At 44.2% G+C, this 25,582-nt stretch carries 25 protein-coding genes and 2 pseudogenes; 8 read left to right on the top strand and 19 right to left on the bottom strand.

The window, feature by feature from the left end; genetic code table 11:
- Positions 1-61: 61 nt before the first annotated feature.
- From H8K32_RS16855 to H8K32_RS16815, 9 genes are all read right to left on the bottom strand, one after another.
- Positions 62-2,458: a TonB-dependent receptor gene (locus tag H8K32_RS16855; RefSeq protein ID WP_186913720.1), complete on the bottom strand. Its 2,397-nt coding sequence runs from the start codon at positions 2,456-2,458 to the stop codon at positions 62-64.
- Between the two features lie 135 nt (positions 2,459-2,593).
- Positions 2,594-2,965: a DUF2946 domain-containing protein gene (locus H8K32_RS16850; RefSeq protein ID WP_281388593.1), complete on the bottom strand. Its 372-nt coding sequence runs from the start codon at positions 2,963-2,965 to the stop codon at positions 2,594-2,596.
- Between the two features lie 139 nt (positions 2,966-3,104).
- Positions 3,105-4,106, bottom strand: a complete 1,002-nt coding sequence (locus H8K32_RS16845; protein WP_186913718.1) for a TonB-dependent receptor — start codon at positions 4,104-4,106, stop codon at positions 3,105-3,107.
- Between the two features lie 46 nt (positions 4,107-4,152).
- The gene (locus tag H8K32_RS16840; protein WP_186913717.1) at positions 4,153-4,698 is read right to left on the bottom strand and encodes a YcnI family copper-binding membrane protein; all 546 of its coding nucleotides are present in this window, start codon (positions 4,696-4,698) and stop codon (positions 4,153-4,155) included.
- Complete coding sequence (locus H8K32_RS16835; RefSeq protein WP_186913716.1) at positions 4,695-4,928, bottom strand: hypothetical protein; 234 nt, start codon at positions 4,926-4,928, stop codon at positions 4,695-4,697. The genes H8K32_RS16840 and H8K32_RS16835 overlap by 4 nt, the downstream gene beginning before the upstream one ends.
- A 58-nt stretch (positions 4,929-4,986) precedes the next feature.
- The gene (locus tag H8K32_RS16830) at positions 4,987-5,448 is read right to left on the bottom strand and encodes a copper chaperone PCu(A)C (RefSeq protein ID WP_186913715.1); all 462 of its coding nucleotides are present in this window, start codon (positions 5,446-5,448) and stop codon (positions 4,987-4,989) included.
- Positions 5,449-5,459: 11 nt separating this feature from the next.
- The gene (locus H8K32_RS16825; protein WP_246447439.1) at positions 5,460-6,065 is read right to left on the bottom strand and encodes an SCO family protein; all 606 of its coding nucleotides are present in this window, start codon (positions 6,063-6,065) and stop codon (positions 5,460-5,462) included.
- Between the two features lie 232 nt (positions 6,066-6,297).
- Positions 6,298-6,708 (bottom strand): DUF2946 domain-containing protein, encoded by a 411-nt coding sequence (locus H8K32_RS16820; RefSeq protein WP_222613164.1) that lies wholly within the window; start codon positions 6,706-6,708, stop codon positions 6,298-6,300.
- Positions 6,709-6,821: 113 nt separating this feature from the next.
- On the bottom strand, positions 6,822-7,178 hold the full coding sequence (locus H8K32_RS16815; RefSeq protein ID WP_186913713.1) for a winged helix-turn-helix domain-containing protein: 357 nt from the start codon (positions 7,176-7,178) through the stop codon (positions 6,822-6,824).
- A 112-nt stretch (positions 7,179-7,290) separates the two neighbouring features.
- On the opposite strand from H8K32_RS16815, the gene H8K32_RS16810 reads away from it, so the two are divergent.
- Both H8K32_RS16810 and H8K32_RS16805 read left to right on the top strand, forming a co-directional pair.
- A complete protein-coding gene (locus tag H8K32_RS16810) occupies positions 7,291-7,848 on the top strand; it encodes a hypothetical protein (RefSeq protein WP_186913712.1) in 558 nt (185 codons plus the stop codon).
- Between the two features lie 193 nt (positions 7,849-8,041).
- Positions 8,042-8,572 carry a hypothetical protein gene (locus tag H8K32_RS16805; RefSeq protein ID WP_186913711.1) on the top strand — a complete coding sequence of 177 codons (531 nt, stop codon included), beginning with the start codon at positions 8,042-8,044 and terminating at the stop codon, positions 8,570-8,572.
- Between the two features lie 102 nt (positions 8,573-8,674).
- On the opposite strand, the gene H8K32_RS16800 is transcribed toward H8K32_RS16805, so the two are convergent.
- Positions 8,675-10,249 carry an HDOD domain-containing protein gene (locus H8K32_RS16800; RefSeq protein ID WP_186913710.1) on the bottom strand — a complete coding sequence of 525 codons (1,575 nt, stop codon included), beginning with the start codon at positions 10,247-10,249 and terminating at the stop codon, positions 8,675-8,677.
- Between the two features lie 954 nt (positions 10,250-11,203).
- On the opposite strand from H8K32_RS16800, the gene H8K32_RS16795 reads away from it, so the two are divergent.
- Both H8K32_RS16795 and H8K32_RS16790 read left to right on the top strand, forming a co-directional pair.
- A complete protein-coding gene (locus H8K32_RS16795) occupies positions 11,204-11,431 on the top strand; it encodes a helix-turn-helix transcriptional regulator (RefSeq protein ID WP_246447437.1) in 228 nt (75 codons plus the stop codon).
- Between the two features lie 341 nt (positions 11,432-11,772).
- Positions 11,773-13,200 carry a YfjI family protein gene (locus H8K32_RS16790; RefSeq protein ID WP_186913708.1) on the top strand — a complete coding sequence of 476 codons (1,428 nt, stop codon included), beginning with the start codon at positions 11,773-11,775 and terminating at the stop codon, positions 13,198-13,200.
- Positions 13,201-13,218: 18 nt separating this feature from the next.
- On the opposite strand, the pseudogene H8K32_RS20465 reads toward H8K32_RS16790, so the two are convergent.
- Positions 13,219-13,700 (bottom strand): annotated as a pseudogene (locus H8K32_RS20465) (IS5 family transposase); the annotation flags it as partial.
- A 562-nt stretch (positions 13,701-14,262) separates the two neighbouring features.
- Here H8K32_RS20465 and H8K32_RS20755 point away from each other — a divergent pair.
- Together H8K32_RS20755 and H8K32_RS16780 are read left to right on the top strand one after the other, a co-directional pair.
- Entirely contained in the window at positions 14,263-14,457 is a 195-nt protein-coding gene (locus H8K32_RS20755; RefSeq protein ID WP_186913707.1) for an AlpA family phage regulatory protein, read from the top strand.
- A gap of 622 nt (positions 14,458-15,079) precedes the next feature.
- Positions 15,080-16,189, top strand: coding sequence for a hypothetical protein (locus H8K32_RS16780; RefSeq protein ID WP_186913706.1), 1,110 nt, complete (start codon positions 15,080-15,082; stop codon positions 16,187-16,189).
- A gap of 343 nt (positions 16,190-16,532) precedes the next feature.
- Here H8K32_RS16780 and H8K32_RS16775 read toward each other — a convergent pair whose 3' ends face one another.
- The 3 genes from H8K32_RS16775 to H8K32_RS16765 form a co-directional block, all read right to left on the bottom strand.
- Positions 16,533-16,763 carry a hypothetical protein gene (locus H8K32_RS16775; protein WP_186913705.1) on the bottom strand — a complete coding sequence of 77 codons (231 nt, stop codon included), beginning with the start codon at positions 16,761-16,763 and terminating at the stop codon, positions 16,533-16,535.
- A gap of 36 nt (positions 16,764-16,799) precedes the next feature.
- On the bottom strand, positions 16,800-17,921 hold the full coding sequence (locus tag H8K32_RS16770; protein ID WP_186913704.1) for a DnaJ domain-containing protein: 1,122 nt from the start codon (positions 17,919-17,921) through the stop codon (positions 16,800-16,802).
- Positions 17,922-18,038: 117 nt separating this feature from the next.
- The gene (locus H8K32_RS16765) at positions 18,039-19,001 is read right to left on the bottom strand and encodes a hypothetical protein (protein ID WP_186913703.1); all 963 of its coding nucleotides are present in this window, start codon (positions 18,999-19,001) and stop codon (positions 18,039-18,041) included.
- Positions 19,002-19,259: 258 nt separating this feature from the next.
- On the opposite strand from H8K32_RS16765, the gene H8K32_RS16760 reads away from it, so the two are divergent.
- Positions 19,260-19,592: a helix-turn-helix domain-containing protein gene (locus H8K32_RS16760; RefSeq protein WP_186913702.1), complete on the top strand. Its 333-nt coding sequence runs from the start codon at positions 19,260-19,262 to the stop codon at positions 19,590-19,592.
- A 66-nt stretch (positions 19,593-19,658) separates the two neighbouring features.
- Here H8K32_RS16760 and H8K32_RS16755 read toward each other — a convergent pair whose 3' ends face one another.
- Together H8K32_RS16755 and H8K32_RS16750 are read right to left on the bottom strand one after the other, a co-directional pair.
- Positions 19,659-20,009, bottom strand: a complete 351-nt coding sequence (locus tag H8K32_RS16755) for a hypothetical protein (RefSeq protein WP_222613163.1) — start codon at positions 20,007-20,009, stop codon at positions 19,659-19,661.
- A gap of 185 nt (positions 20,010-20,194) precedes the next feature.
- Positions 20,195-21,139: a recombination directionality factor gene (locus H8K32_RS16750; RefSeq protein ID WP_222613162.1), complete on the bottom strand. Its 945-nt coding sequence runs from the start codon at positions 21,137-21,139 to the stop codon at positions 20,195-20,197.
- A 182-nt stretch (positions 21,140-21,321) separates the two neighbouring features.
- On the opposite strand from H8K32_RS16750, the pseudogene H8K32_RS16745 reads away from it, so the two are divergent.
- Positions 21,322-22,488 (top strand): annotated as a pseudogene (locus tag H8K32_RS16745) (IS4 family transposase).
- 131 nt (positions 22,489-22,619) lie between these two features.
- Here H8K32_RS16745 and H8K32_RS16740 read toward each other — a convergent pair.
- The 3 genes from H8K32_RS16740 to H8K32_RS16730 form a co-directional block, all read right to left on the bottom strand.
- Positions 22,620-23,639, bottom strand: coding sequence for a YqaJ viral recombinase family nuclease (locus H8K32_RS16740; RefSeq protein ID WP_186913701.1), 1,020 nt, complete (start codon positions 23,637-23,639; stop codon positions 22,620-22,622).
- A gap of 189 nt (positions 23,640-23,828) precedes the next feature.
- Complete coding sequence (locus tag H8K32_RS16735; protein ID WP_186913700.1) at positions 23,829-24,788, bottom strand: DUF932 domain-containing protein; 960 nt, start codon at positions 24,786-24,788, stop codon at positions 23,829-23,831.
- 187 nt (positions 24,789-24,975) lie between these two features.
- Positions 24,976-25,308 carry a hypothetical protein gene (locus tag H8K32_RS16730; protein WP_186913699.1) on the bottom strand — a complete coding sequence of 111 codons (333 nt, stop codon included), beginning with the start codon at positions 25,306-25,308 and terminating at the stop codon, positions 24,976-24,978.
- Between the last annotated feature and the right edge of the window lie 274 nt (positions 25,309-25,582).

The raw sequence follows: 25,582 nt of genomic DNA, 5'->3' as shown, positions 1-25,582 counted from the left end.
TTTGCTCCCCGTTTCCTCTTAGTGAATATTTGGCTTACCTAATTCAAATAACCACGTCGTCTCAATACGTGTATTTCAGCTCAGCGTATGCAGTACGTTGCGTGAAAGGATGGTATAGATAATATTTCTCATTGTTGAGGTTATCAATCCCTGCCGCGATACTCCATTCACGGTTGACCTGATAATGAACTCGCGCGTCAGCGACGAAAAATGGTTGAAAGCCTTGGTACGTACCTGGGTAGATATCGGTGTTATCAACTGTGGCATATTGACGACCGGTATAACGTCCGGCCAGTGTATACGCCCAGCGCGCATCTGGCCGGTAAGTCGCAACCATCGTCGCGCGCCAGTCAGGTACGTAAGGTGTGTGCTTGCCGACGGACGTTGCACCAGCGATTGTCGGTACATAACTGCTATTGGCCAGGATCACCGCATCAACATAGGTCAGACTCGCGGATAACTGCAGACCTTGAATAAGCGCGTTGTCTTTTTCTGCGACCAACTCTATCCCACGTTGACGGGTTTTATCCACATTTTGTGTGAATGAAACAGGCGTGGAATAACCAACGATATTCGATGTCTGAGAAATCAAGGCGTCGGAAACAAATTCACCAAACACAGAAACTCGTACCCGGCTGTCTTTGGTTTTGCGTTCAAATGCGAATTCGCTCGATAGAACGTCTTCTGGTTTGAGATAAGGATTTGCTTGTGTAAAGGTGGTGCCCGTCTGGACGTTTTGGTATAACTCGCCAACCGTGGGGAAGCGTAAGGCACGCCCGAAAGAACCAGTGATTTGCCAGGTATCCGATGCTTTCCACGCCAGGGTAGCTTTTGGCGACAGACCATTTTGGGAAACGCCAGGTTGATTGATCGGGAAACCTGTCCCATTTGCAGCGATAGCGTAGTTATAGCCATCGAGTGCTTTCCATTGTTCATAACGACCGCCGATGGTGGCAGTTAACTTTGTATTGATACGCCATTCGTCTTGTATCCACAGCGCATTGGTCTGTGTTTTTCCGAGAGAGTTACTATACAAAGCACCGTTGCTGCCATTGAGCCAGTCTGTTGTATTGTAAGTCGGGCTGACCAATTTGAATTGGTCAGCGTGGACTCCAAAGCTCACCGTATGGGAACCTTGATTTGCGTCTGGACGATAGGTCGCTTTGGCATCAACGGTGGTCCAGCCGGTCCCACTCACATCTGCAATTCGGCCCGCGCCCGTGGTCTGTGCAGCAGGATATGGGCCTGTCGAAGAACGCGTCAGATCGGTCGCATAATTGACATTGCTGATCACCGCATTCCAATCCCAGGCTCCGGAAGTTTTGCTATTGAGCGCCAGACTTTGCATCCAGTGCGTCTGTTCGGTGCTATTGCTACCAAATTGACTACCAATGGTGGCTGCGCTATAGGCATAGCCACCGATATTGACGTTGCCAGTTGTTGCACCGTAATAGGGGGCGTCACTGGCATCACGAAGATAGGAGGCAGCCTTACCATTCGCCGAATTCTGCCAGTAACCGAGCATATAGCTGAGCGTGGTTTCGGCATTGAAATCATAGGCTAATTTGACTTTGGCGGTGTCTTGCACAGTGTGATTAAGATTCCCTGCGCTGATCACCTGGATGGCACCGCCAGTGCGGTTGTAGTCGGCGGTTGCGCCAGTGATGACCGGTAGGTTGGCTGCTGCGACTTTGCTGGATTGCGACAGGGTACCGAAGGTAATCGGTTGACTAAAGCTATCGAGGTGGTTGGCACTGACAAACCAGGAAAATGCGCCTTGACGATCACCAATGGTAGCGTTCAGGCTGCCCGATTTGAAATTGCTGCTGGTGCCATATGAGTCAAAATTTTGCGACGATAAATTTAATTTTGCTGTCGCTTCAAATTGTCGCGGCATGCGGGTATTCATCTGGATAACAGCACCATAAGAATTACCTGCATAGGCTGCATAAAACGGACCGTACATGACATCGATGCTGTCGATTTCTTCGGGAGAAACCATAAACCACTGTGGCGAGCCATTGCCATTATTGTTATTGACCAGACTCGAAAGCATGACACCATCAGCAAAAATTAAAGTACGTGCGCTCGCATTCACGCCCGTCGTACGTGAAGTGACTGGTGCTGCCGTATCGCCATTAAAGCGTTTGCGTACCATGATGCTAGGGATATATTTTAAGGCATCTTCGACATTGGTGACATTGGTCGTTTCGCCCAGTTCTTTGGCCGTGACTGTTTCTATGGTTGCCGGAGAAGCTGTGACCGGCTTAGTCGCCAATGTACCTGTGACCAACACGACCTGTGCATCTGGCTCTGCGTTATCGGTGGTTTGCGCGATTGCCGTCGTCGTCAGACAGGCCATGATGGCACTAATGGCACTCACCATAGGACGTAATGTCGAGGTGTGAAATTGCTTGTTTGCTGGTTTTATTGAAGAAGTGGTGACGGATTTTTTCATGATTCAATTCAAAAAACGAATAATAAATGCGAATAAAAATGGCGTGCATAAAGCGATCATCTCAGTCATTCAAAGAAGGAGAGAAATGTCTTGATGTACAAATGAATGACAAGCTTTACTTGCCCAGGCTACGCGCTAAAAAGTTGCGTTTTGTGGTGCCAGGCGAAAAACGCGAGGAGGTGCTCGTGGTTGTGATGAAAACCAGGTAAATAGTGGAACAGAAGATTCATAGAATGTTACTGGATAGTGAAATCCTGCTTGTATGCCAGGTACAAATATGCTTGCCATACCTGGCATGAGAAATGAACCCGCATGGGTGAAACAGTAGTGACAATGGCTAAAATGCCAATGTGATTTGCGCGGAAAATTTTCCGTTGATCGCGCGATCAGGCTGACATCGCCAACCGCATTGCTGGTACTGCATATACTTGCTTGACCCTGATTAACATCGCTCAGCAGCACACTCGATATCGCCGGTGCAAGCGTGAGCATCAGCATCGCCAACATAGCGATTCCGAAGATCAAATTGCGAGTAAATGCATGACATTTCATTGGCGGTTGTACGCGATGAATCTTTTAAAAGGATGAAAAAACTGCTGACCTGATGCAGGTTTGGAACCTGAACATCAACTCAGCATTGCGTCAATCAGAATGCGACTTTGACGCCCACAGAAGCGGTGTAACGTGGCGCCAGTTGCACACCACGGACGTTTTGATAAATGGGGGCTTGTACAAAAGCGTAGACAGAAACAGTGTCACTCACTACGGCTAAAACACCCGGGCTGATATAGGCCAGCGTGCCACCAGTGCTAATGGTGTCGGCGTTGTCCCCTGTGTCATGCTGTACATATTTGGCATTGAATTGCACCAAAGGTTTGAATTTTTCAAAGCCGTTATAGCGTAAGCCACCATTGATATTTAATCCCGTACCTGGTTTATATTGATCGCTGGAATTGAGTGCAGTTTGCACGATTGCTTGCGTAAAATAAGACCAGTCAGTATTCAGACTATCAGCATATGAAACCCCAAGGATAAGATCGGTGGTGCCTGTACCAGGCTGCAATCCACGGTCAATTGGTGCCGAGCCTGGGTTTGTGGCGTCGGTTGAAGTACCAGGCAAGGTATGACTGCCTGTCGCTAATTTGGCACCGAATAGCACACCAAATTTATGTGTTTCAGAAAATCCAATATAACGTCCCATGATTTTGACGTCACCTATCCCTGAGGTTTGTGAGTCATATTGACCGCCTCCTGCACCCGCTGTTGTGCCATCAGAGGCTGTGCCCAAAGTGCTATGGTTACGGTTGATATAGGGTACCTGAAGCTTGACTTCCCAGTTGCCGCCATTGGAGTAATCCAGACCCACTGTGACGTAATTATTTTTGGTAAATTTCTCTACCTCTTGAGGCCCCGTGCTATTGACGAATTGACTGGCGACTGCGGGGTTAATTGTACTGGTTCCGGAGCGCAATTGATTTTGATTCAGATAATCGTAACGCACGTCTAATTTAAAACCTGGCTGACCGGTCGTATTTGTGCCGTCCCAATCCGGACTTAAGGTGCAACCGCAGCTTGCGCAAGCATGTGCCAATACTGGAAACAGGAGAGCAATACTGGTCACCAAAAGGCTGACTTTTTTGAGGTTCATTGTTATTCTCAGTGAATATTTTTGAAAGATTATTGTTGTTTTCGGCTTAGTGCTGGTGCATATGTTCGTGCGCGGTTGCGGGAACAATTTCAATTCCTGGCGCCGGGTACTTTAATTCATTTTTATTTTGTCCTTCTTGCGGCAGTTGCACCCATTCCAAACTTCCTTTTTCACATTGTTGAGTGACTTTGAAATACAGTTTTCCCGGGGTGTCAGGTAGTATTACGTGGACAGAAAATTCATCGTAGTAGGCGTCTGGCAATGGTCCACCAACCCAGCTGATTTCACGCACGTCACTGCTGATGGTTTTGCCGTGTGATGTATAAGGTGTCGCCAGTGTTTCTATTTTTGTGGACAGTTGCCATCCTGCTTTTGGCATAGGCTTGGCGCCGGCGACGTTTTCCGGAATGCTGATTTTAATTAGATTGGTAGCGCTGCCATCACAGCCATGACCGACTTTAAACGTCAGTTTTTGGTAAGCGCCTGTGGTTGCAGTAGCCTGATCGATAGTGATATGTGCAGCGGCAAGTTGGGAGAAGAATATGCCAGCAATTGTCATTGCTGCACGGCGGATGATGATAGAGTTTTTCATGATTGGACCTTCAAATAGAAAGTTGTCGAAGCCGCTGCAATACGCTGTAATTTGATATGAGCTGGCGGTGTCGGTGATTTTTTATTTTCTGCTTCAAGCAGAGCCTGATTCAAATGAAACACATAGCCATGCCATACAGCCAGCGCACACATTGCTGCCACATTAAAGCTACGTAATACGCTAAAACAAATACCGGCATTGATACTGAATTTTGATCGTTGCGCATTCATGATCATTTTCTGTCTTGAAGGATGTTGATTAATATTGGTTAATATTGATTAATATTGGTTAATGCTGATGTTCCGGCATAGACGTTTGAGTCAGAGGTTTGACGACGGCATTGACATTAACGGTCTCACGTTTTTTGTCTTTGTTTTCAAATACCAGGGTCAGCGGGATCACATCACCGACTTTTGCTTGCGCGTTTAAGCCCATCAACATGACGTGATAACCACCTGGTTTTAACTCCACTGTTTTATTGGCTGGCAGATCGAGAGCATTGACTTCACGCATTTTCATGACGTTGTCGACCATTTCCATTTGATGCACTTCTGCCGATGCAGCAGCATTGGTATGAACTTCAATCAGGCGTGTATTTTGCGGCGAGCTTAATTGCATAAATGCGCCAGTTGCTTTTTGTTGCGCGACCGTTGCTCTGACCCACGGATCGGTCACTTTGACTTGCGCCTGGGCGGCGAGTGCGGTGATGGACAGAATACTGCTGATGACAATGTGATTGAAGGTTTTCATGATGTTTTTCCTTAGCTTGATTGAGTTTGAATTAAAGTACGAATGTCGGCGGCACATTGTTCAGCGCTTTGTTCGTGTTTGAAGGCGAGGCGAATCTTGTTGTTGGTATCGTAGAGGTAACTGATTGCTGTGTGGTCCATGCTGTAGGAACTACCACTGGGAACCTTTTTGTAAAAGACGCGGAACGCTTTCGCAACCTCCTGAGTTTGCTCCAGAGTACCAAACAGTCCCAGAAATGTCAGATCAAACGCATGCATGTACTCTGTCAGCAATGGCGGGGTGTCGCGTTCCGGATCGACGGTAATAAAAACAACCTGAAGTTGCTTGCCGTCAGCACCTAACTGCTGGCGTATATTGAGCGCACGGGTTAATGCCGTGGGGCAAATGTCAGGGCATTGTGTATAGCCTAAAAACAGCAATACGTATTTGCCTTTGAATTGGCTCAACGTATAGGTTTTGCCATCGTGACCAGTCAAATGAAAATCACTGCCATAATCGGCTCCGGTAATGTCAATACCGTTAAAGACTGGCGTGTTGCGTTTGCATGCGCTTAGAGACAGGCAAGCGATGCCAAGCATGCTCAGCATGCCTAGTGTGTTACGTCGTATTGAATTCATTGTTTGCTTCTGTTGCACGATGAATCCCGCTTAGCGAATCAGGATCAGCGATTGCTCGCTAGTACAAAAAACCGTTAAACCTTAAGAATGAACAATGTGCAGACGGAATTGGCATTGAATCTAAAAGATAAATTTCAGATCAAAAACTCAATTTTTGAATGACCAACGACTTATTCCCGGTTACGGCAGGTATCAGTTTATCTGTGGATGGCAGATAAACCATGACAAAGTCTCAAGCAGAGGCAGGTGGGGCGCGTGCATGCGCAGTTGCCCATGAAAACAGCGGAGTGGGCGAGTGATAGAACAATGCAGGATAGGCATCATGCCCTTCTATGATCGCTACTTGCTGGCTGTCAGGGAAGGGCAATGCCAGGTTGCCAGCATGCGTAACGCAGCACTGGCAATGCTGCATATGGTGCAATACCGATTGCAGCGGGTCTTTTGCTGGAACTTGGTTTTGCAGAGATGCAGATGTTACTTGATCTGATAGTATTTTGGCACCCTGGGTCGTGCAGATTTCAGCAAAGCCAGGCAAGCCAGTTTTGGCGTTCATTAAATCAAACGCTTGAGAAATCGAAGGCGCAAGCGCATTGATCAGTATCGCAAAACATGCGATCCAGATATGCCACTTACGGGAGTTCAAAAAATTTCTCATGCGCGGATTATAACGAAGAGCGAGAATAAAAGTTTGAATCTATATCAATTAATGGATAAATTTGTATCTGACAACTGACATGCAATGCATGTAGCCTTGCTTTAAATATGCTTGGTTGCTTGAACTAAGCATTTGGAAAGTTTATCAAAATGCAATAATGCCGCCTGGGTTAATTCAATTTGTTTTCTCCTACTGTCTTCGGTGTCTGTCAGCATAATCCAACCTTTTTCACGCATCGATTTCAGGCGACTATGGAGCATGGCTGGTGATCCCAGTTCACTCTTTGCCATCATATCTCGCACTGATAAGCGTTCTTGAGTTTGCCTGGTTCTGGCGACGAGTTCCAGAATACGCTCTTCCAAAGGGTCGAGTGATGGTAGCGATGGTAAGCCACGCAAGGTTTCTGCCAATTGCAGAAATCTTAAATATATGTCGGCAGGTCGGGATGTCTGTTTCATGTTGGATGATTGCAACCGAATTGGAAAGATTAAAGCATATTATACCGATCTATTATTTAGCACATCCTGTGCCTGAAGTGCCGTCCTTACGAGCTTTTCCGCTTGATTATCTATGTCTCAATTACGCCTCAATATTGCCATGATCATGGCTACTATTTTTTTGTTTATTCTAACGCTATTTATCAATGAAATGATATTTACCCGATTTGAATTTGCGCGCGGAATTAACTGGATATATTTACCGGCTGGTGTACGTCTTTTGAGTACCTTGTTGTTTGGTGGCGCTGGCGCTGTTGGTTTGCTGATTGTATCGTGGGCGGTTTGCTTCTTTTATTTTTTTCCGGATGATTATCTTCGCTCCTTTATGGGAGGCATTCTGGCAGCGGCGGCGCCATATTTGGTATATCGGGTAGCAGAGTATTTATATGGTTTAAAAGCTACTTTAATTAATCTGACGCCGAAACGATTATTGGTCTGTGTGCTTGCTTATGCGTTTGCAAGTCCGTTTTTGCATCATATTTGGTTCTTTGTGCATGGTGACACACAAGATTTTTTATCGGGATTTTTTGTGATGTTCGCAGGCGACTTATTCGGGAGTTTGATCATTGTCTATGCAATGAAAGGCGTACTGAATTTTTTACCGTCGTTAAAATTGCCACAGCAAAGCTAAATTGAGACTCGTTTTCCTGTATTGCCTTTGTTTGTATGGTTGTTGCGAACTGGTGTGCAGGCATCTGTCGGTTGCTATTATTTTTCTTCGTATCTATCTTAATTTTTTTCCTCTAACTTTGTGTTGATGTTCAGGACTGAATGGAATTTCTTTTCATGAACTTTGAGTTAAATGCTATGAAAATTATATCGATATGGTTATTATATCGGTTAATATTTTGTTGCTTTTTAAATTAGGTGTTAATGAGTGTATTGGTATGAGAAAACACGCTTTCAACCGTATTCATATTATTTTGGCGCCTCTGTTTTTGTTAGCATGCGGTATAAATATGGAAAAAGAAGCTATGCATCCTTCCTCGGATTCTTTAGGCGAAACAAAAGAATATGAGGCTGTTTTGACGTGTGGTTTTGATCCCATAAATCAAGTGCGGTCAGAGATTGCTATTCAATCTTGCTTCTCCGGTGGCGCAACTAATTCTGATACCAAATTCCAGATAAAGAATGCTGGTAAGTTCAGAATGTATGATGCCGTAAGCTTAAATGAACTGGGTAAAAGAGGTAGTGATGGACATAGCTTGCACATCGCTTTAAGCAAGCACTATGCAATACGTGCGCAAAATGCAAGTTCTGATTTTGATTTGAATCTGAAAATTATCGATTCGTCAGGAGCCGTAACATTTCAAAAAACTGTTGGTAGATATGGCTTAATCGAAACTGAAAATTAAGCGAACCACTTATTTTATCTACATTTTTTTAGTGATCTAAGCGTAAAGATAAAGTTTCAGAGACAGTTCACTATTAATCGGTTTTTCTATGCGAGTTCTCGCTCATACGTGTGCTGCGATTTTTGTGCCTCGCATCATTGCAGTAAGTAACTGACTTTTCAAGGTTTTAATCATTGTGGTTTCTTCTGCTGAAACGCCATCTTCTTCTGCTACAGCACGGTCTGCATAAAAGAAGCCTAATGGTTTTTTTTGAACCACTAATGGCAAAATCATAAAACTACCTGCGTCAGGTAAAATTTCCTGGTACCACAAAGGTAGCAAGTTGCGAATTTTCGGTACGCTCGCATCGGAAATCATGACATCAACATTATTGCTCATCGCCAGATGAAATAAATCAGCTTCAGATTTAACAGTGAAATTAAAACCCTTCTGACGCGATGCATAATTTTCTCCGACTGCAATCCGTGATGTGTAGCGGCCACTCGTGACGTCACGTAGACACACTGTTGCAAAGCGAAACCCCATGCTGCTATAGAGCGTTTCTAACACCAGTAGGATTAAGTCATTTAATTGTAAATCTTCAGAAGCAAGCATTTGCGTAACGTCTTGCATGCCTGCTAATAGTAAATCGCGGGCATTGTAGGGTTTGCCACTCGCATAGCGGTTGGCATTTTGTTCTGGTATGGGATCAATTGTTTTCAAGAGAAATTCGCTCGGAACCCCGCTTGAATTTTTTAACTGTTCAGTATCGCTTAAGCCATGTGGAAGCATAATATTCATGCTCTTGGCGAATTGTCGGGTCTCTGCCTCAATCTTGACAAGCATGGTACTTAAGGCTTTTTTATCAATTTCGAGCACCTGACCGTATTTTTGCAAAATTGCGTCAATGCGTCCGGGAGCATTATGCTGGCCGATCATCACTATCTCTGCCAATGCATCGCTAAAGCTGGCGACTTGTTTGAGCCAATCATTGCGAAGCGGTGTCTTTTGCAAATCACCATTTGGCAGCGGAGCTATTGCTTGCACGATTGCGTCTGGAATGTTCCAGCTCTGCAAAGCCATTTCTCCAAAACGCTCAAAGCTGCAACCTAATAACATTTGCGCTGCATCGACATAACTAGACTCCGTTGCATCACAGATTCTTTCGATTTGAGTATAGAGCAGATGATCATAAGACGCGACTAAGACACGGCCGACATTCTTAAACAAAGCGGCAATAGCTGCTTCTTCGCTGTTTTGAAAGCGTCCTTTTTGCGACATTTCCCGCCCGATAATACTGGCGCACAAAGACCGGACTAATTCTTTCCGCACACTGACTGCCTGTGTTTTGTCCTTAAAAAAATCAACCAGCAACATCGCCATGGCACTGGTCTTTACCGTATTAAAACCCAGTAAAAAAATAGAACGCGATATGGTTGTGACCGCGGCTGTTGAGCTTGTACGATATTGCACTGTATTTGATAAACGCAAAATTTTCTGCGTGAGACCAACATCGGAAAGCACAAAATGCGCTAACTGCGCTACCGAATCCTCGCAAGAAGAAGTGATCTCGACTACCTTGGCAATCGCTATTCCCAGCGTCGGCAAATTGGTTTCTTCATTAATTTTCCGGAGAAGACGGTCAAGTCTTGAGTCTGGCAAAGCAGGGAGCGAACTTGCTGATTCTAAATAGCCCATAAATTATGCGATTTCATCCTGTGTTGGTAATCAAAAACGCTAATGTGAATTTGGGTAAAAATTTGTTCTGCGAATGTTCATCAAACGCTGATGCCCTCTACTCAGTAATGCTATTTCGACTAAAAGTCGTGATCAACATAAGTACACCGGAAGTGGAAGGGGTGATAGCGGTCATGCGGTCTTGTTTGTCATGCTTTATGACGTCATTCGATCATCGTTTCTAATATATCTCTAATATTGATATAAAAATTATAGCAATTACTTTAAGCACACGCAACCAAAAAGTTAGTTGCGTGTGTTGGCATTGAAACAGTAAGTGAGACGAGAATTTCCGGCAGTAGAAAAGTTCTTATAAAGCAATTTTTCAACTGGTTTGAAATACTGAGCGACCTTTCTTACATCAGAATAATGTCGTATTGTTCATGGTTAATTAAATTAATTGTTAAAAATCAATTGGTTAAATTATGTTCTTCGTTGAATTTTTTATTTGACTACCCATATAGCTACCCAATTGCGGCGTGCTGCATTTTCGCGACAGATTTCATTTTAAAGTATTAATGTATCTTTAATGAGTGGCAGTTTCTCATTGTAATTGAAGCTCAAGCGGTAAAGTTCCGTTTATCAGCCGCGCCACACTCCTAATCCCAACATTGCCGATCCTGTAAAACAGTCTTTGGTTTTCCTTGCATCGACCACAAACGTTATACCCCGTAGCCTTCCGTAAGTTTCTCCCTCTCATCTCGCTCCTGCGGCCTTTCTGCGCCATCTCCAATAATCATTTTTCATCGACTCGATGCCTTTGTTAGCTCGACATACTCGAAAAAACGGAATTAAAGCATCTCCTTTTTCATGGCGCCATCAAAATACCCTGAAGTTTGTGCCTCGCGCGATGCTAAATAATTTCGTTTAATACTCATCACTTTTTGAAGAACGATGAAATATAACGGAGGTCACTTGAGCACAAACGATTTATCCAATTTTGACAATCTTCCTTCTGCGGCGCATGTAGACGTTCATACCGTCGCAGCGCTCTTCGGTTGCAAGACACCGACGATCTGGGCGAGATTGCGCCGGAAGGAAATTCCAGAGCCGCGTCGTTTCGGTGCACATACGCGATGGAATGTTGGCGAACTCAGAAAAGCACTACAGGAGGGCAGAAAAATATTGCCAATAACTATTTAAAACCAATCAAAAGATGATCTGGGAACTTAGAAACAAACACTCAAAATTCGAGGGGAAATGAAAGGAGAGTATAACGCTTCACCTGTAAAAGGCGGCAAAAAGTGTCGATAGCAGGTGATTAGGTTATGTAGTGCGAATTGTCCCATCAACCCAAAAACACAGAACAGCAGAAGAAAGGACCCGCAAACATCAGAGGGAAGGACACGCAAACATTAGAGGAACGCAGCAGAATTAATTCGATCAATGATAGATCGATTGTTGAAGATGCTGCGAGCAGATAGTCGCTCCTCGCTTAAGACAGCTGGTACCAGATGTATCACAACAATGGAGAAATAGAAAATATGACTTATTACGTTCCAGATGAATTCCCGGTAGACGCATTGCCGGACATATTAAAACATGCTGTAATGGAGGTGGAGACAAATACCCAGGCTCCTATGGCACTTATCGCCTCGTCGGCGCTGGGCGCTATATCTTTGGCATGCCAGCATAGAGTCAATGTGCGCCGGCCAACTGGTATGGAGTCACCGTGTTCGCTTTTTATGCTTACGATCGCTGAGTCTGGTGAGCGTAAAACAACTGCAGATCAGTTATTTACCAAACCGATTCGTACTTTTGAGGCAATTCAAGCAGAAAAATTTCAACGTGATTTGCTGCAATATCAGGTAGAGAAACTAGCTTGGGAAATCGCACAAAAAGCAATTTTACGTAGCATTGACAAAGCCACAACGAAAGGAGAACCGAGTGACCCTATTAGCCAGTGTCTCGCTGATCATATGGCAAAGCAACCGCAACCCCCTCGTCTCATTAAACTTATATATAACGATGCAACCCCGGAGGCTGTTGCCTTAGGTCTGCATAAACACTGGCCATCCGCAGGCATTGTTTCAGATGAGGGCGGGAGCGTGCTGGGGAATGCCGCCACCAAAAATTTCAGTATGGCTAACACTTTGTGGAGCGGGGGGGCGCTCACTATTGATCGCCGCAGTTCGGAAAGCTTCGTTGTCACGAATGCTCGTCTTACTATCTCGTTAATGGTACAAAAAAAGGCGATGAAAAAATTTTGCAATAAACGTGACGATGAAGCAAGAAGCATCGGTTTTCTTGCACGCTTCCTTGTTGCGGAACCTCAATCTACACAAGGCAAGCGTTATATCCGGAACCAGCTCCCTTCTTGGCAGCATTTGCCCGTACTTCAGGCGCGTTTGACCGATATCCTGAACCAAAGTGTTGCGAACTTGGACTCTGGTCAGATTGTTGACAATGTTGTCCTGGAATTCTCGCCGGAGGCAAAACAACGCTGGGTAGATGCCTACAATACCATCGAATCGTTCGTGGCACCGGGCGGTTATCTATCTGATTTCAAAGATTATGCAGCCAAAGCGGCAGAAAATCTCGCGCGTATGGCTGCTCTATTTCATTGGGTCCAGGGGAGCGAAGGATTAATTTCATTTGATACCGTGGATCGTGCCGCACGTGTCTGTAGTTGGTATACACTCGGGTTCACACGGTTCTTTAACGCTACTCCGGAGCTGTCCGAGACGCAGGCTGACACTACTCTCTTGGCGTCTTGGTTGCGAACCGAGATCCGAGGTAAAGGTTATTTTACTGTCAAAAAAAATTTTATCCGTCAGCGTGGGCCAAATCCATTACGCAATAAAGAGCGTCTGGAAAAAGCTTTACAGTTGCTGATGTCTTATGACTGGATCCGATATATTCGATATGGTAAGACACTCTTTGTAGAATTAAATTCTATTCATTTCAGTTAGGCATGGGCTGTTGACGTTTCACATCGGCAGCCATAAAAAACCACAAGCGATGGCAACCATGCTTTCGTAGTTTCTTTTCAATTTGTCATACCGTTTGGCGAATGCCCGGTGATGTTTGAGTTAGGCAAAGTGTTTTCTACCAAATATCGGTAGCGGCACTGACTCGAATATATGCCGACTTTCCCCTTGACTGAATTCGATTTTCCGGGAATGACCGCCCGTTTTTCCTACCCTTCAATCTGCTCCCGGACGCGCTCGCTGTCATAGCCTTTGTCGGCGACGAACACCTCAGCACCTAGCAGTTGGGCCGGCTGTTATGGTGCTTACGAGCAGTCGTTGACCTCGCCGCCAGTGATGTCTAATCCAAAAGGCAGACCATGAGCATTCAACGCTAAGTGGATTTTTGTGGTATTGCCGGCGCAGCTCTTGGTAATGGCTTCGGCATTCTGACTTGTTGCGCTAGTAACGTGTTGATGCGCTTTGCCATAACTACCATTGATGTGAGAGCCTCAACAATACGAGTTTGCACTTTTCTTTTAAAGCGTTAGCACCAAACGTCAACAGCCCCTCGTGAAATTCCCGTCTCCTTCCTGGTTACGGGTTTGGGGAATTACTTGAACAAAGAATCTTGAACCAATCATTTTTTTAAAGCATTTCCCTTCGCTATTTTTGCTATTCCCGCTACGAATAGCAAAAATATCAAAAATAGCTTACACCGAAAATTGTTCATTGCCCTATTGCGGTGAAGGTATTCAGAATGTACAGCACCACAAAAATAGAAGCATTACGATCTACCGTCCTCGAAAATAACCCGTTATGCAAACGTGCCGATTATGATGGCTAAAATATCAGAGTACAAAAATATCATCAATGGTGATGGTGTGGGGCAGACGAACCGCAACGAACGTCACCAGAAAGCATCGTCAAATTCAAACCCTAATGTCCCTTTCTCTGCGTTTGGCTAGGGCTTCGTGTTCTGTTCAGTCCTGCGACTGAATTTCTCTTCTATCTTTACAATCCGCGCCTACCACCTAGCTAGTGCTGCACTCAGAGGCTCACACCATGAATACCACCGTCACACATCGCATCGTACGTTTACAGCAAATGAAAGCTATCACCGATTTTAAGCGCAGCAGTGTCTATGCACGTATATATAAAAATGCTAAACAGTATGATCCTAATTTTTCGAAACCCATTTCGCTGTTATCCACTGTCAGGGGAAGTGTCAGCTTGAGTCTGAAGTTATGGTATGGATAAACATCGCGCTACTGTCAGCAGTCAGCGTCAATAAACTGACAGTTGCTCATTGTGTTTATTTCACAGCCAACTGTGTATAAATGACTTCTTTCATTTCACCATCCCAGCCTGTTCAATTTTATACTTTGAAACACAAAACCTCGGGAATCAGTACCTGATCGCATTTCGGTTATTTATATGATTAATAATTACCAAATATAAAGTTAGACATAAAGAGCAAGATATCAATTGATATCTATTATGAATAAAGCAAATGCAAAGATAGTGATGTGTATTGGTAATTTCTACCAAGAAAGCATATTGTTTTGATCTGATCATAGTCGCTAGTTTCCCTTGAAGCAATCAGTCAACTTCTAAAGTTACTCAAAGAACTGAATCACATATTGAACCAGTGATCATTGCGTGACGACGCAAATCAGCAATGTTGGTTGGTCTTTTACACGCACTGACGTGTAGACCAATTTTGAATCGGTCACACCTGTTTGAACCCATTCATTGCACTACTCAGAAGTGCTCTGTAGTAACTCGATACATCAAACGTGCTACCACTATCTGGTAGCAATTCTCATCATCGAACAAAGACCGTACTAGGTCTGTTATTTATTTTTCAATTGTATTTACTATGAAATCGACCTTACCTATCTCTTCTGAGAGTGGCATTGTATTGCCACGTCTATCAAACGAAGTGACACATCAATTTAATGCGGTAGACAGCTTGGACAAGTTGTATGTGTGTTTGCATGCCATGATCCAAGCGCAAGCTATACCGACTCTTGAGACCTTTCTAAAACCATATCTTCGTGCTAACGCAGATGACTGGCAACAGTCAGTAATGCAGATAGTTGTAGATTTTATCGACGTGGTAGACCGTTTGCCGAAAGAGTATAGATATCACCCCTACGTTGATATATTTAAAGGTAGCTGTCGTAGAGCGAAATTGCAGCAACTCAGTGAAAAATGGGAAAAATTGAAGCGAGAATGCAGTCTAGGTTCAATCATTGAATGGGAGGCGAGAGTTTTCTGTATCTTTACAGCTAATTTGAAACATGTTTTCATTCAATGCCAGACCCCATCGGTAAAGACTATATTGAATGTCATAGCCTATGAGGCTACCCAGCGCCTCAATGAGTACTGCAAATATACCGAGGCTTTATTTGCTACCAATGATCGATTGGTTGTGATTCGTTTAGACTTGTTTTATCGAAAAAATTTGTTAGTTCTTCCTTCTTTACATCGGTTGAATGATGATCTCGGTCATTTATTTGACAACATGCGAGGCAATCAATTATTCAATGGCGTGGTAGGACGTATCGTGAAGTTGGAATATGGGATTGAGAAGGGTGTGCATTCCCACGTAACCTTATTCTTTAACGGCTCTGTATGTAAGCCATCGAGTCACATTTATTTAGCGCAGCAGATAGGAGAGTATTGGAGGGATAAAGTCACCAACGGAGATGGCGATTATTGGAACTGCAATAAGCACAGTGCTGACTTTAAAAGTTTAGGCCGATGTGCTGTTGGGTTAATTCATGGTAGCGATGAGGAGGGGCGTCGTAACGTACATGAGCAGATTGTCAAATACGCTTGCAAGACCGAGCAGATGATCAAGGTTAAGACGGGAGATCAAATCAAAACAATTAAACGAGGCGTGATGCCTGAAATTCCAAATGTCAAATTGGGTAGGCCTCGTAAGCAAGAGTGGCGCCCTTTGCCTGACTATGGGGTGCTTTGACGGTAAATTTATCGGTGCCAATAGGAAAATGAGGCGTTGATTTACATAAGCTGAAAATTTTAGTTCATTTATCAATATTAAATTAAATCGACAAAAACAATATTTATCTAGAACCATGAGTGAAAAATTAGATAAAAATATTCATGTCAAACAACCGGAGTGGACATAGAGGTAAAAGTGTTGCTTTCCTTGTAATGCTACTATGCCTGCCAAATATTACGGCACCTGTCTCGTTCAGGGAACTGTCGTAACCGCATAAAATTAATTGTGAAAGAGGTGAAAACGTTCAATACAGTGAGATCAGTAATAATGGTCTCGCTGTATTGATTTTTATTAGTTCGGATTAGTTACTGGTATTTTTCCCCAATACGAGAACAAGGATAACAATTATCACGATTAAGATCGTTGAAATTGCAGTTCCAAGTGCTGGAAAAATAATAGTAGGCCAGACTAGGCCTATTCCAAGGTTATAAAAAAGTCCCTTGTTACTCGATTGCCCAAACAACCAGCCGTATAGACCGAATAAGACGGTTAATGCAAGATAAATTGAAATTACTCTTTGTTTTAAAGTCATGATTTTCTCCTGGATAAATTGACTAAATGGGGTGAATTAATAGTTTCGAGATTTCATTATTTCTTCGTAAGCCACATTGATTTTCTGTACTTGTTGATTGGCAAATTGCAATAATTCTTCTGCCAAATCTTTCGACTGAAGTTTGTCAGGGTGAAGCGCGGACATCTTTCGTCGGTAGGCCGTTTTGATCTCGGTATCGGATGAGTTACACGCGCAGCCGAGGAGCTCGAAATAGCTATTGAGATGGGTTAAGTGAACTTCGTTGCCCTTAGGTTTTGAATCTTTGTTGAAGCCTGCTCCCAAGTGATCTGCAGCACTTTCTTCGTAAGCCGATTGATGAAGTCCTAATTGCCAGCGAAGCGTTTTCAGTAGATCGTGTTTAATGGGACTTAATTGCCCATCAATTAATGCTAGTTCCCACAGCAATTCATAGACCCCAGAGAAAAAATCTTCATCGTCAGTAGCTGGGTTTTGGCGCAGTGCATTGGTAATTTCTTCGAAAGGCGTTGACATGTCTTTTACCTTGTTGAAGAAATTAATGAAGATCCTTTTTTCAGTCGCATCGTGGTTACTCATGACGTCAAAAAGCTCTTCTATAAAGTCAATCTCCTTTCGCGAAATGGCCCCGTCAGATTTGACGAATCTTGCAACCAACTTAATCAATATGCATTTACTCAATAGACTGGGATCAATATCGTCATTGTTTGTATCATCTTGATGATGTTGTTGATGTATCGATTCTGTGCTTACAAAGAAGTCGATTAATTCATAGCAGAGTGCAATAAAATTTGTAGGTTTTACAGAACTTCCAGCCAAGCCGAGATGTATGTTGTGAGCAAAAATGACTTTAAACTCGAGCGCTTGTATAGACTCTTTGAGATCGATAAGCTCTCGCCAAGTTAATGATGTTCGTGCTGAATCTGTCGCCCAGTCATTTTTCCAAATCAGGCCGTTATTGGTAATGGCTAGTCCGTTTTTGCAAGAGCCAAATACGGTACAGTCAATTAGTCCGAGAATTGTCTCTTGTCGCGGAATAGGAAAGTGCGCAGTGGCATTACGTACTTTTTCAGGCGGCAAGTAAGTCCCAACATAAAAACTTCCGCTTTGATGTTTTTGTAAAATACTTATTAATTCATTATTGTAGTGATCAGTATTCAAGATGGCCTCGAGGGGAAGGGTGAATGCCGCAAAGCATCGCTGGCGAAAGCGAGTGCTATTCACATCTATCGCATTAGCACTGCAATGTACGGTCTAGATGTTTTGTCCTTGGGACGTTCAGAGTGGTTTTCCATTTTCACTGAGAATGCCGTTGTCTAAAGTAAATGTATGCTTCTGTTTTTCTGCTGCAGATCGGTTTTGTTCTGGTTCAAATGGGCCAAGAAATCCAGGCATAGTGACGTTTAAACTATTGCCTGTTTGATTAAGGTGGTACGCATCCGAACAGGTTCCAAATTCTTTTGAGATTGATAGGCCAGTTTTGCTGAGTTGAACAAAATAGAACGTGGCGGGACATCCACTGCCACCAGTATTTTTAATGAGTACGATGTCCTGGTCACCGACACTCTTCGTATCTAAAAGGGTGAGATCATTATTTCCATCAAGTTGTGGTGTAGTTGGCCTACCGTTAAGTAAAAGTTTGTCCTCTGTGCTGACAGATAACGTTCCAAACCGCGTTGCAATTCTGATTGGAGTTGTATCTTTCCCTGTGTTTTCTTTCTCAAAATAAACTGCATCGCTCGGTGCTATTTCTATTGTTTTAAGCTTTGACGCTTTATTTTGTGCCTCTAGATTTTTAATTGCTTCTTTCGCTAGAACATTGACAAGTTCTGGTTTTCCATCCAACTGCAATACCCATTTTTGTGACGCGGAGTCTTCTGTTGATTGCGTGTGGTAGTCAATTGGCAGTATTGATTCATTTGGGAAATTATTGCCGTTGAATGTGACTTGAGCGTGGCAGCTATACTTCTTGGCATTCGAATCGTAACCGTCTGAAGTGATGTTCGATAAACCGATTACTAGTCCCGAAAAATAGCTTTTGAAACCAGCCTGTCCGCTAGTTTCTGCGCCTGGCTGCATGTTCGCAACTATCTTTTGGGTTTGTTCAACAAGGGTACTGCGCAATGCTGACTGGGTTTGTTCATCACCACAAGCTGGTGGTTTTGGATTGCACCCACTCAATATGGTGAGCATAAATATTGGTAGGACTTTAAAGTGAAAATGGCGATAAGTTGACAGCATGGAGTAACCTTTAAAAATTTATGCCTTCCTCTTGGGGCTCAGTCTATGCTAGGTATTCGAGAGGAACTTTGCGAATACAACAGTCTCAGAAGAATTGAATTCATGCATAGCCACTTTATTTGAAATATTCAACGAGAATGAAATAGCGAGTGTTAAGAGTTAAGCAAGAATAAGAATTATATGTTGAATATAATAAACAAGTAAACGTTGTTTATATGCCGTCGTTAATCAATCAACAAATGGGCATGATAAATGCCCATGAATCCTCCTACAAAGAAATCGACCGTTGATAAGCGAAATACTGTTTGCACAGCGGTCGGTAAAAATCTAAAAAAGCTGCGGATTGCAAGTAACAAATCGCAGGAAACTTTGGCGTTTTACGCAGAGGTAGATAGGACTTACATTTCTCAAATAGAACGAGGTGTTGGAAATCCTTCTGTTTTGACTTTGGCAAATTTGTGTTATGCCCTAGATATCACGCTTTCAGACTTGTTTGCGCCTATTAATATCTCATTGAAACCTGATGGGATAGCGAGAAGAGTAAACCCAGCTAAAATAGTTATTCAACAGAAAAAGACGCGGTTAAGGTAAACCAACTTTTCACTGTTTTGATTTTGATTGAAGACGTCATTCGATTTTCTAAAAAATCTAATAATTTCAGTAATCATCCGGCAAAAGTAATGTTGTTACACTGCGATCAGCCTCCGTAATGATCCAGATCATCTGACCTGATGGGTTAATTACATAGCTCGATATAATGCGATGACTGTTGTTGACCGCATCAACATTGGCTTCTGCATCTTCCTCATGCACATCACCCCAGTCCCCAGATTGATGCCGTAAGAGTAACTGCTCGGTCATGCGCGAGTAGTTGGTCAGGCAAGCTAGCGCATTTGGTGTTGCAACCACTTTGCCTAAAGGGAAAAGAGGGATAGGTTCTTGTGTTGGTGCCGAGTTTTTTAGCGCGTTGTTTGTGTTTGCTGCTAATGCAGTATGTTGCTTTGTCATGATTCACCTATCAATTTAAAAAATCGAAATTGTGGTTAAGCCATGGATTTGTGTTCGTTTTATTGCCGACACGCATCCATGGCTAGGTCATAAAAAAACTCCCATCGAGGGAGTTATGCTTTGGCGAAACCGCTTTTATGAAGTTTTATATTCAATAGAACGGCTGTTTGTTCAGAGGAGAATGTTTAATTCGACTGAGCTGAGGGCAGTAACGCGGCTCTTTGTTCCAACTTTTCCATGAGCTTAGGTTTCAGTTTTGGTTTCGAGGCATTCACAGTTTCCGGGCTAGAAGGCATCAGATCGTTGGTTATTGATATATCTACCGCCGATGCATTAAAGAATTCCTCGACAATGTCGCTCGCATCTTCTTCACTATCCTCAAACGCACCATTGGCAAATCCTTCACGCACTGTCTGATCTAAGTCTTCCTGCATGTATCCACCAGCTTGTCTGTGTGCGTGGAGTTGCTTTGCCATTTGAATTGCTGCTTCCAAACTCATGCCATCGCGTATTGTCAGGTCAGCATAGTAGATTGCAGATCGATGGCTTTGCGTGGTGCTTTTACCTCTCAAACGTAATTCCAGTGGTAAGCACGCTAAGAGATTGCCCGAGACTGCCTTGTAGTAATGGAGACGAGCAGTTAGGCAACGGATACTATTAAAGCCTGTCGTCCTAAAAATGAAACTTCCCACGTCATCTTCATCACCTATCTGGACATTCAAGCGCCCATATGGTTTGCAAGCCTGTCCCTTTGCAAGCTCGCAGCTTTCCGGTGCCGGACAAGGTAGTGTTTGCATGCCACTCGCAGTGAGCCGTTTGCACGTTTCTCCATTACCAACGCATAAAGGCCGTCCATTCTGACGATCAAATAAACTATATTCCGCACGTAGATTCAAATCGGGATCATTGAATAAGACACGAACAGGAATCGAGCGCAACTTCCCATTTGGAGCGGCTTGACGCAATTCTTCATCGATTGGGTGCGCAACCCATCCATCGCGGCTCTGTACTTGCGACGTGATCGTAAATTGATCATCTTTTTCTGGAAGACGTTTACCATTTCTCTCAATCACTTTCCCAATCGATATTCTTCCCAGAACTGGTGGTGTGATAGCAAGTCCTTTAATCATGTTCGGCTCCTAGTTAAGTAAAATCTAAAAATGCAAAAAATATCAGTAGTGTCCCAACGTTCTCACGCCAGGAGCTTGTAAGTTAATGATTTACTTGCATAAAATGATGAATTTGTTTGGTCTCGATTTGAACGTCGAGGCGCAAAATAGGCGCTTTTTGCGGATTTCCGCTCAAGGCTCCTATGCATCATGGCAAACTCGTTTTTTCGCAGATCATGACTTATCTGCCATTGACCACGTTTCGTCGATGCGTTGCGGCGCACCGTGGCGAACACAAGGTCAAGAATTTTTCTTGTCTGGATCAATTCTTCGCGATGGCATTCGCTCAACTGACCTACCGAGAATCCCTGCGCGATATCTAGGTCAATCTGCGGGCGCAAGCGCACCGGCTTTATCACATGGGATTTCGGTGCGAAACCATTTCCCGCAATACGCTGTCGAACGCGAATGCCACTCGTCCGTGGCAGATTTATGCCGATTTTGCGCAGCATTTGATTGCGATGGCTCGGCCTCTGTATGCCGAAGAACCGATGGGGATCGATTTGGATGCCACTGTGTATGCCTTCGATGCAACCACAATCGATCTGTGTTTGTCCGTACATCCATGGGCGCCGTTTCGCTCCACCAAAGCCGCGATCAAATTGCATACGTTGCTCGATCTGCGCGGCTCGATCCCGACCTTTATTCATATCACCGACGGCAAGACCCACGAAGTCAATATCCTGGACGATCTGGCTATCGAGCCAGGTGCGTTTTATCTGATGGATCGCGGCTACCTGGATTTCAAACGACTGCATCGACTCCACGAGCTGAACGCTTTCTTTGTAACGAGAGCAAAGAGCAACACCAAATTCAAGCGCCGGTACTCCCATCCGGTCGACCGAGCCAGCACCAATCTCATCTGCGACCAAACTGGAGAGCTGCCGTTGTATTACGCAAGCAAGGATTATCCAAGCACGTTGCGGCGCGTTGTCGTCAAAGACGAGAACGGCAAACGCCTCGTATTTTTGACCAACAATTTTGCGCTCAAACCGGAGCTGATCGCCGCGCTGTACAAGCAACGCTGGCAAGTCGAATTGTTCTTCAAATGGATCAAACAACATTTGCGTATCAAATCCTTTTTGGGAACCAGCGAAAACGCCGTCAAAACCCAAATATGGATCGCCGTCGCAACTTATGTTCTTATCGCCATCGTGAAAAAACGGTTGCATTTGCCGCACAGCCTTTATGAAATTCTACAAATCTTGAGTTTAACTATGTTTGAAACAACACCTTTAAATCAACTACTTACGCCGCCATCAAATTTATCTGATGGTGAAAATCAACCGAAACAGATGTCTCTCCTATGAGAAACGTTGGGACACTACTGAAAAAATATATGAAATAAAAAAAGCGAAACACTCGATGAGTGATCCGCTTTTATCTTGGGTATGGCTTAAGTGGTGAGGAATGACGCTGAACAAATCAATTTGATATAAGCTCATGTCGAAATCAAAAAACGCCGACTACCTGGCTTCGTCATGGCATACTGACTTACCAATGCCGTTTGCTCTTTTTGTAATCGGTTAATATCAACACTTTGACTGTCTTTAGAACGTTTCCAGCTAATTTTGCCTGTCTCAAACAGTGCAACGCTGGCGTCCCCCATGTGCTGCTGCAAAGTCTGCCGCAATTGCGTCTCAATCGCTTCATGGTTAGCAATGGCGTCGCGCACTGACACCAGATCAGCAAAGATGGCGGATAGATTTCTCTCCTCCCTTAAATCAATGACGTTGCCTCTATCCTGCGGATACAAACATCGTAATGCCATGTCGGCTGATGCAGAGCCATCAGCGGGTGGTGGTGTATCTGTTTCGACGTAGTGCCAGAATTGCCGTTCTAGTGCGATTAAACGCTCAATCAATAAATCATCCCGTTCAATGCGATGAATGCGTATTTCCTGGCCACAAATCAAAACACACACGTCCGCCGCTTCCTTACCCGTCACCGCTAATTGATGCTGAACCTGACAGACGACATAGTCCGGCACACCATCACGCCATAATCGTGCACCGAATTCTCCCGCTGTTTTACACTCCAAAATCTGTACGTCCGAAGCGCCCATCACTTCTCGGTCAATATTGGCCAGCATCCAAGACTTGTCTGTATCGGGATGCTGTAGAACAGCATTGATCTTACGTACCCGATTGCCTGTTCGTTTGGTGTAGTGTGCCGCAACGATAGGCTCTAATAGGGTTCCCCAGTACATGGGACTATCCTCGTCATTCGGATCGACCTTTGGTAATGAGGTATCCCGCCCGGTTTTGATCATCCATAGCTCTAGTTGCGACTGGTAAGGATTGAGGCCAGCCGCCGTACCTGCATCGCTACTGCCAATACCGCCTTTACGAACAGCGAGCCATTGGTCGCGACTTAACTCGTTGGTTTTAATTAATTTAAGCGCTGGACGTGGCGTTTGCCGTTGCGGTGGTGCAATCACTTGGTGGTGTGTGAATGACATAAAAGATTCCTTAATTCGGTAAGATAAATAAAGTCATTTCAGATGAAGATCGTTATTCATAGATCACCGCCAAAATGACGGCAAAAAAAACAGCCCGTGCGTCAAACGCAAACGGGCTGTCAAAGTGGGTAGTACATGCGAAACAATCTAATGAAACGACACCATCAGACATACGATATGGATGATTTTTTATGCAATCATCAATAATGCCTGATCAAGCCCCTTTTGCTTCAATGTCGCACCCTGGCCGAACCAGGCTGATTCAAGCCGGTGATCCGTACTTCGCGCACGACGCTCATGGTCAACGTATTCCGTCACAGCATTCAATAAGCCAAATGCCGTCGCTTTAGAGGAAGCCAGTTCCGCACCTTTACCATGTCCATCATAGAGGGCTTGCACCTTCTTAATCGCACGTTCATTCGATAATCCCCCAGCGGTTGAATTTGGATCAGTAAAGACACGTAAAAAGTAATTCATGGCTTCATGCGACTTCACCTTCCGCTCAGAGAGGGTCTTCATGCGGTAGATAAAAGCGTCCCATGAGGAAACGGAAATGCCTAATTGTTTCTTTACTGCCTGTGCATCAAAGGACGTGCTATGCGGTACTTTGACAGCGCCTGTGCCATTATTTAAGGCAATCGCCAGGGTGTTATTGCAAACCACGCGAATACTAGTGAATTGCGCGGTTGTCGCTAACGTACCGTCACAAGCGGTCGCCAACAGCAGATACGCATTGACAACATCATTGCCTTTTAACGCGGACGATTGATTTGTTTTAGCAAGCGCCCAAACCTTACGGCCTTCCTTGAGTACACCAGCCGTTTCCAACTCAAACCCTGAGATTTCTGTGAGGTCACGATAAAACTCTAAGATTTCGCGGGGTTGTACCACCTGATACCGATTTGATACTACAGATAAGGCAGCTTTGGTATCGGAGCGATAGAGCACCTTTTGTTCTGGAAAAGACATAATTGCACCCAGACTGCCAATGCTCTCGGTCATAAAACGTACAGGTGTTTCTTTGATGTCAAACGCCATCCCTGCTTGTTGTGCCCAGACTTCAATTGGTTGCTTGGCAGTGAGTTGATTACCCAGGCCATGCCAAGGTACTTGATTGGTATAAGCCATTGATTCGACGAGATGTGACATGTAAAACTCCTGATTAAGGTAATGAAAATAAGTAGAAATGCAATTGGTAAAATAGGGATTGGACGGAGAGCGTTGCGATGTAAAACGTTTCTCGCGACAGTGAAGCAGGGGGTAATACTTTAGTTCGTTATCTACCAAATGTTTTAGATACGAATTGAGCCAATATTTAAGATAGGGAAGGGTAGCGTTAGCTCTCGGCTACGCTAAAGGAATAGCCGCACTCAAGACATTCGTATTTATCGAAAAGTGTGCCATCGAGCGTTTCGCCCGCTTTAGCGCCAGCTACACAGCCAGTCGAACAGCCGATGAGTCCGCCAAAGAGCGCACCCGCTAGTCCGCCGATCATGAGGCCAGCAGGGCCGGCAAATGCTCCGATACTAGCGCCCGCTTCAGCGCCAGAGACAGCACCCGAAATACCTGCGACAGTACCTGCCACTGTTCCAACGGCACTGCCAGTTTTTTTGCCAGTATGTTTCAAGACAATGCGTGTTGAATCGCACTTGGGACATTGTTGCGCCATAAATTTACCTCTTAGTTGTGATGGAGAAATTGGCAAATAAGCCGAGTTACTAAGCACATTGCTTGGTTACTAAGAGGTGATATATGTATGAAAAAATTTGGAATAGATTGGCGCGACAACAGATGGCGTCGAGCCATCTTAAATTCGTTAACATCTAAGGGGTGAGTTTAGTTTCACATTTTTGTCAAAAAAGTATATTTTTCTGGACGCTCTTTGTATTTGATCAACCACATAGAAAATTGGAACTAACCTATCTTGCATGTAGATATGAAAA

This window comes from Cognatundibacterium jejuense (genome assembly GCF_014284255.1).
In the GTDB taxonomy this organism is placed as follows: Bacteria; Pseudomonadota; Gammaproteobacteria; order Burkholderiales; family Burkholderiaceae_D; genus Undibacterium; species Undibacterium jejuense.
The sequence above is the reverse complement of the archived record's forward strand: the minus strand, read 5'-3'. Positions and strand labels throughout refer to the sequence as shown.

Bases quoted from the DNA above. Each gene is read 5' to 3' on its own strand.
- H8K32_RS16855 (WP_186913720.1), bottom strand. From the start codon at position 2,458: ATGAAAAAATCCGTCACCACTTCTTCAATAAAACCAGCAAACAAGCAA.
- H8K32_RS16760 (WP_186913702.1), top strand. From the start codon at position 19,260: ATGAATCCTCCTACAAAGAAATCGACCGTTGATAAGCGAAATACTGTT.
- H8K32_RS16825 (WP_246447439.1), bottom strand. From the start codon at position 6,065: ATGAATTCAATACGACGTAACACACTAGGCATGCTGAGCATGCTTGGC.
- H8K32_RS16740 (WP_186913701.1), bottom strand. From the start codon at position 23,639: ATGTCATTCACACACCACCAAGTGATTGCACCACCGCAACGGCAAACG.
- H8K32_RS16810 (WP_186913712.1), top strand. From the start codon at position 7,291: ATGTCTCAATTACGCCTCAATATTGCCATGATCATGGCTACTATTTTT.
- H8K32_RS16790 (WP_186913708.1), top strand. From the start codon at position 11,773: ATGACTTATTACGTTCCAGATGAATTCCCGGTAGACGCATTGCCGGAC.
- H8K32_RS16840 (WP_186913717.1), bottom strand. From the start codon at position 4,698: ATGAAAAACTCTATCATCATCCGCCGTGCAGCAATGACAATTGCTGGC.
- H8K32_RS16735 (WP_186913700.1), bottom strand. From the start codon at position 24,788: ATGTCACATCTCGTCGAATCAATGGCTTATACCAATCAAGTACCTTGG.
- H8K32_RS16755 (WP_222613163.1), bottom strand. From the start codon at position 20,009: ATGACAAAGCAACATACTGCATTAGCAGCAAACACAAACAACGCGCTA.
- H8K32_RS20755 (WP_186913707.1), top strand. From the start codon at position 14,263: ATGAATACCACCGTCACACATCGCATCGTACGTTTACAGCAAATGAAA.
- H8K32_RS16805 (WP_186913711.1), top strand. From the start codon at position 8,042: ATGGTTATTATATCGGTTAATATTTTGTTGCTTTTTAAATTAGGTGTT.
- H8K32_RS16830 (WP_186913715.1), bottom strand. From the start codon at position 5,448: ATGAAAACCTTCAATCACATTGTCATCAGCAGTATTCTGTCCATCACC.
- H8K32_RS16750 (WP_222613162.1), bottom strand. From the start codon at position 21,139: ATGATTAAAGGACTTGCTATCACACCACCAGTTCTGGGAAGAATATCG.
- H8K32_RS16730 (WP_186913699.1), bottom strand. From the start codon at position 25,308: ATGGCGCAACAATGTCCCAAGTGCGATTCAACACGCATTGTCTTGAAA.
- H8K32_RS16815 (WP_186913713.1), bottom strand. From the start codon at position 7,178: ATGAAACAGACATCCCGACCTGCCGACATATATTTAAGATTTCTGCAA.
- H8K32_RS16845 (WP_186913718.1), bottom strand. From the start codon at position 4,106: ATGAACCTCAAAAAAGTCAGCCTTTTGGTGACCAGTATTGCTCTCCTG.
- H8K32_RS16800 (WP_186913710.1), bottom strand. From the start codon at position 10,249: ATGGGCTATTTAGAATCAGCAAGTTCGCTCCCTGCTTTGCCAGACTCA.
- H8K32_RS16765 (WP_186913703.1), bottom strand. From the start codon at position 19,001: ATGCTGTCAACTTATCGCCATTTTCACTTTAAAGTCCTACCAATATTT.
- H8K32_RS16775 (WP_186913705.1), bottom strand. From the start codon at position 16,763: ATGACTTTAAAACAAAGAGTAATTTCAATTTATCTTGCATTAACCGTC.
- H8K32_RS16835 (WP_186913716.1), bottom strand. From the start codon at position 4,928: ATGAATGCGCAACGATCAAAATTCAGTATCAATGCCGGTATTTGTTTT.
- H8K32_RS16780 (WP_186913706.1), top strand. From the start codon at position 15,080: ATGAAATCGACCTTACCTATCTCTTCTGAGAGTGGCATTGTATTGCCA.
- H8K32_RS16850 (WP_281388593.1), bottom strand. From the start codon at position 2,965: ATGTTGGCGATGCTGATGCTCACGCTTGCACCGGCGATATCGAGTGTG.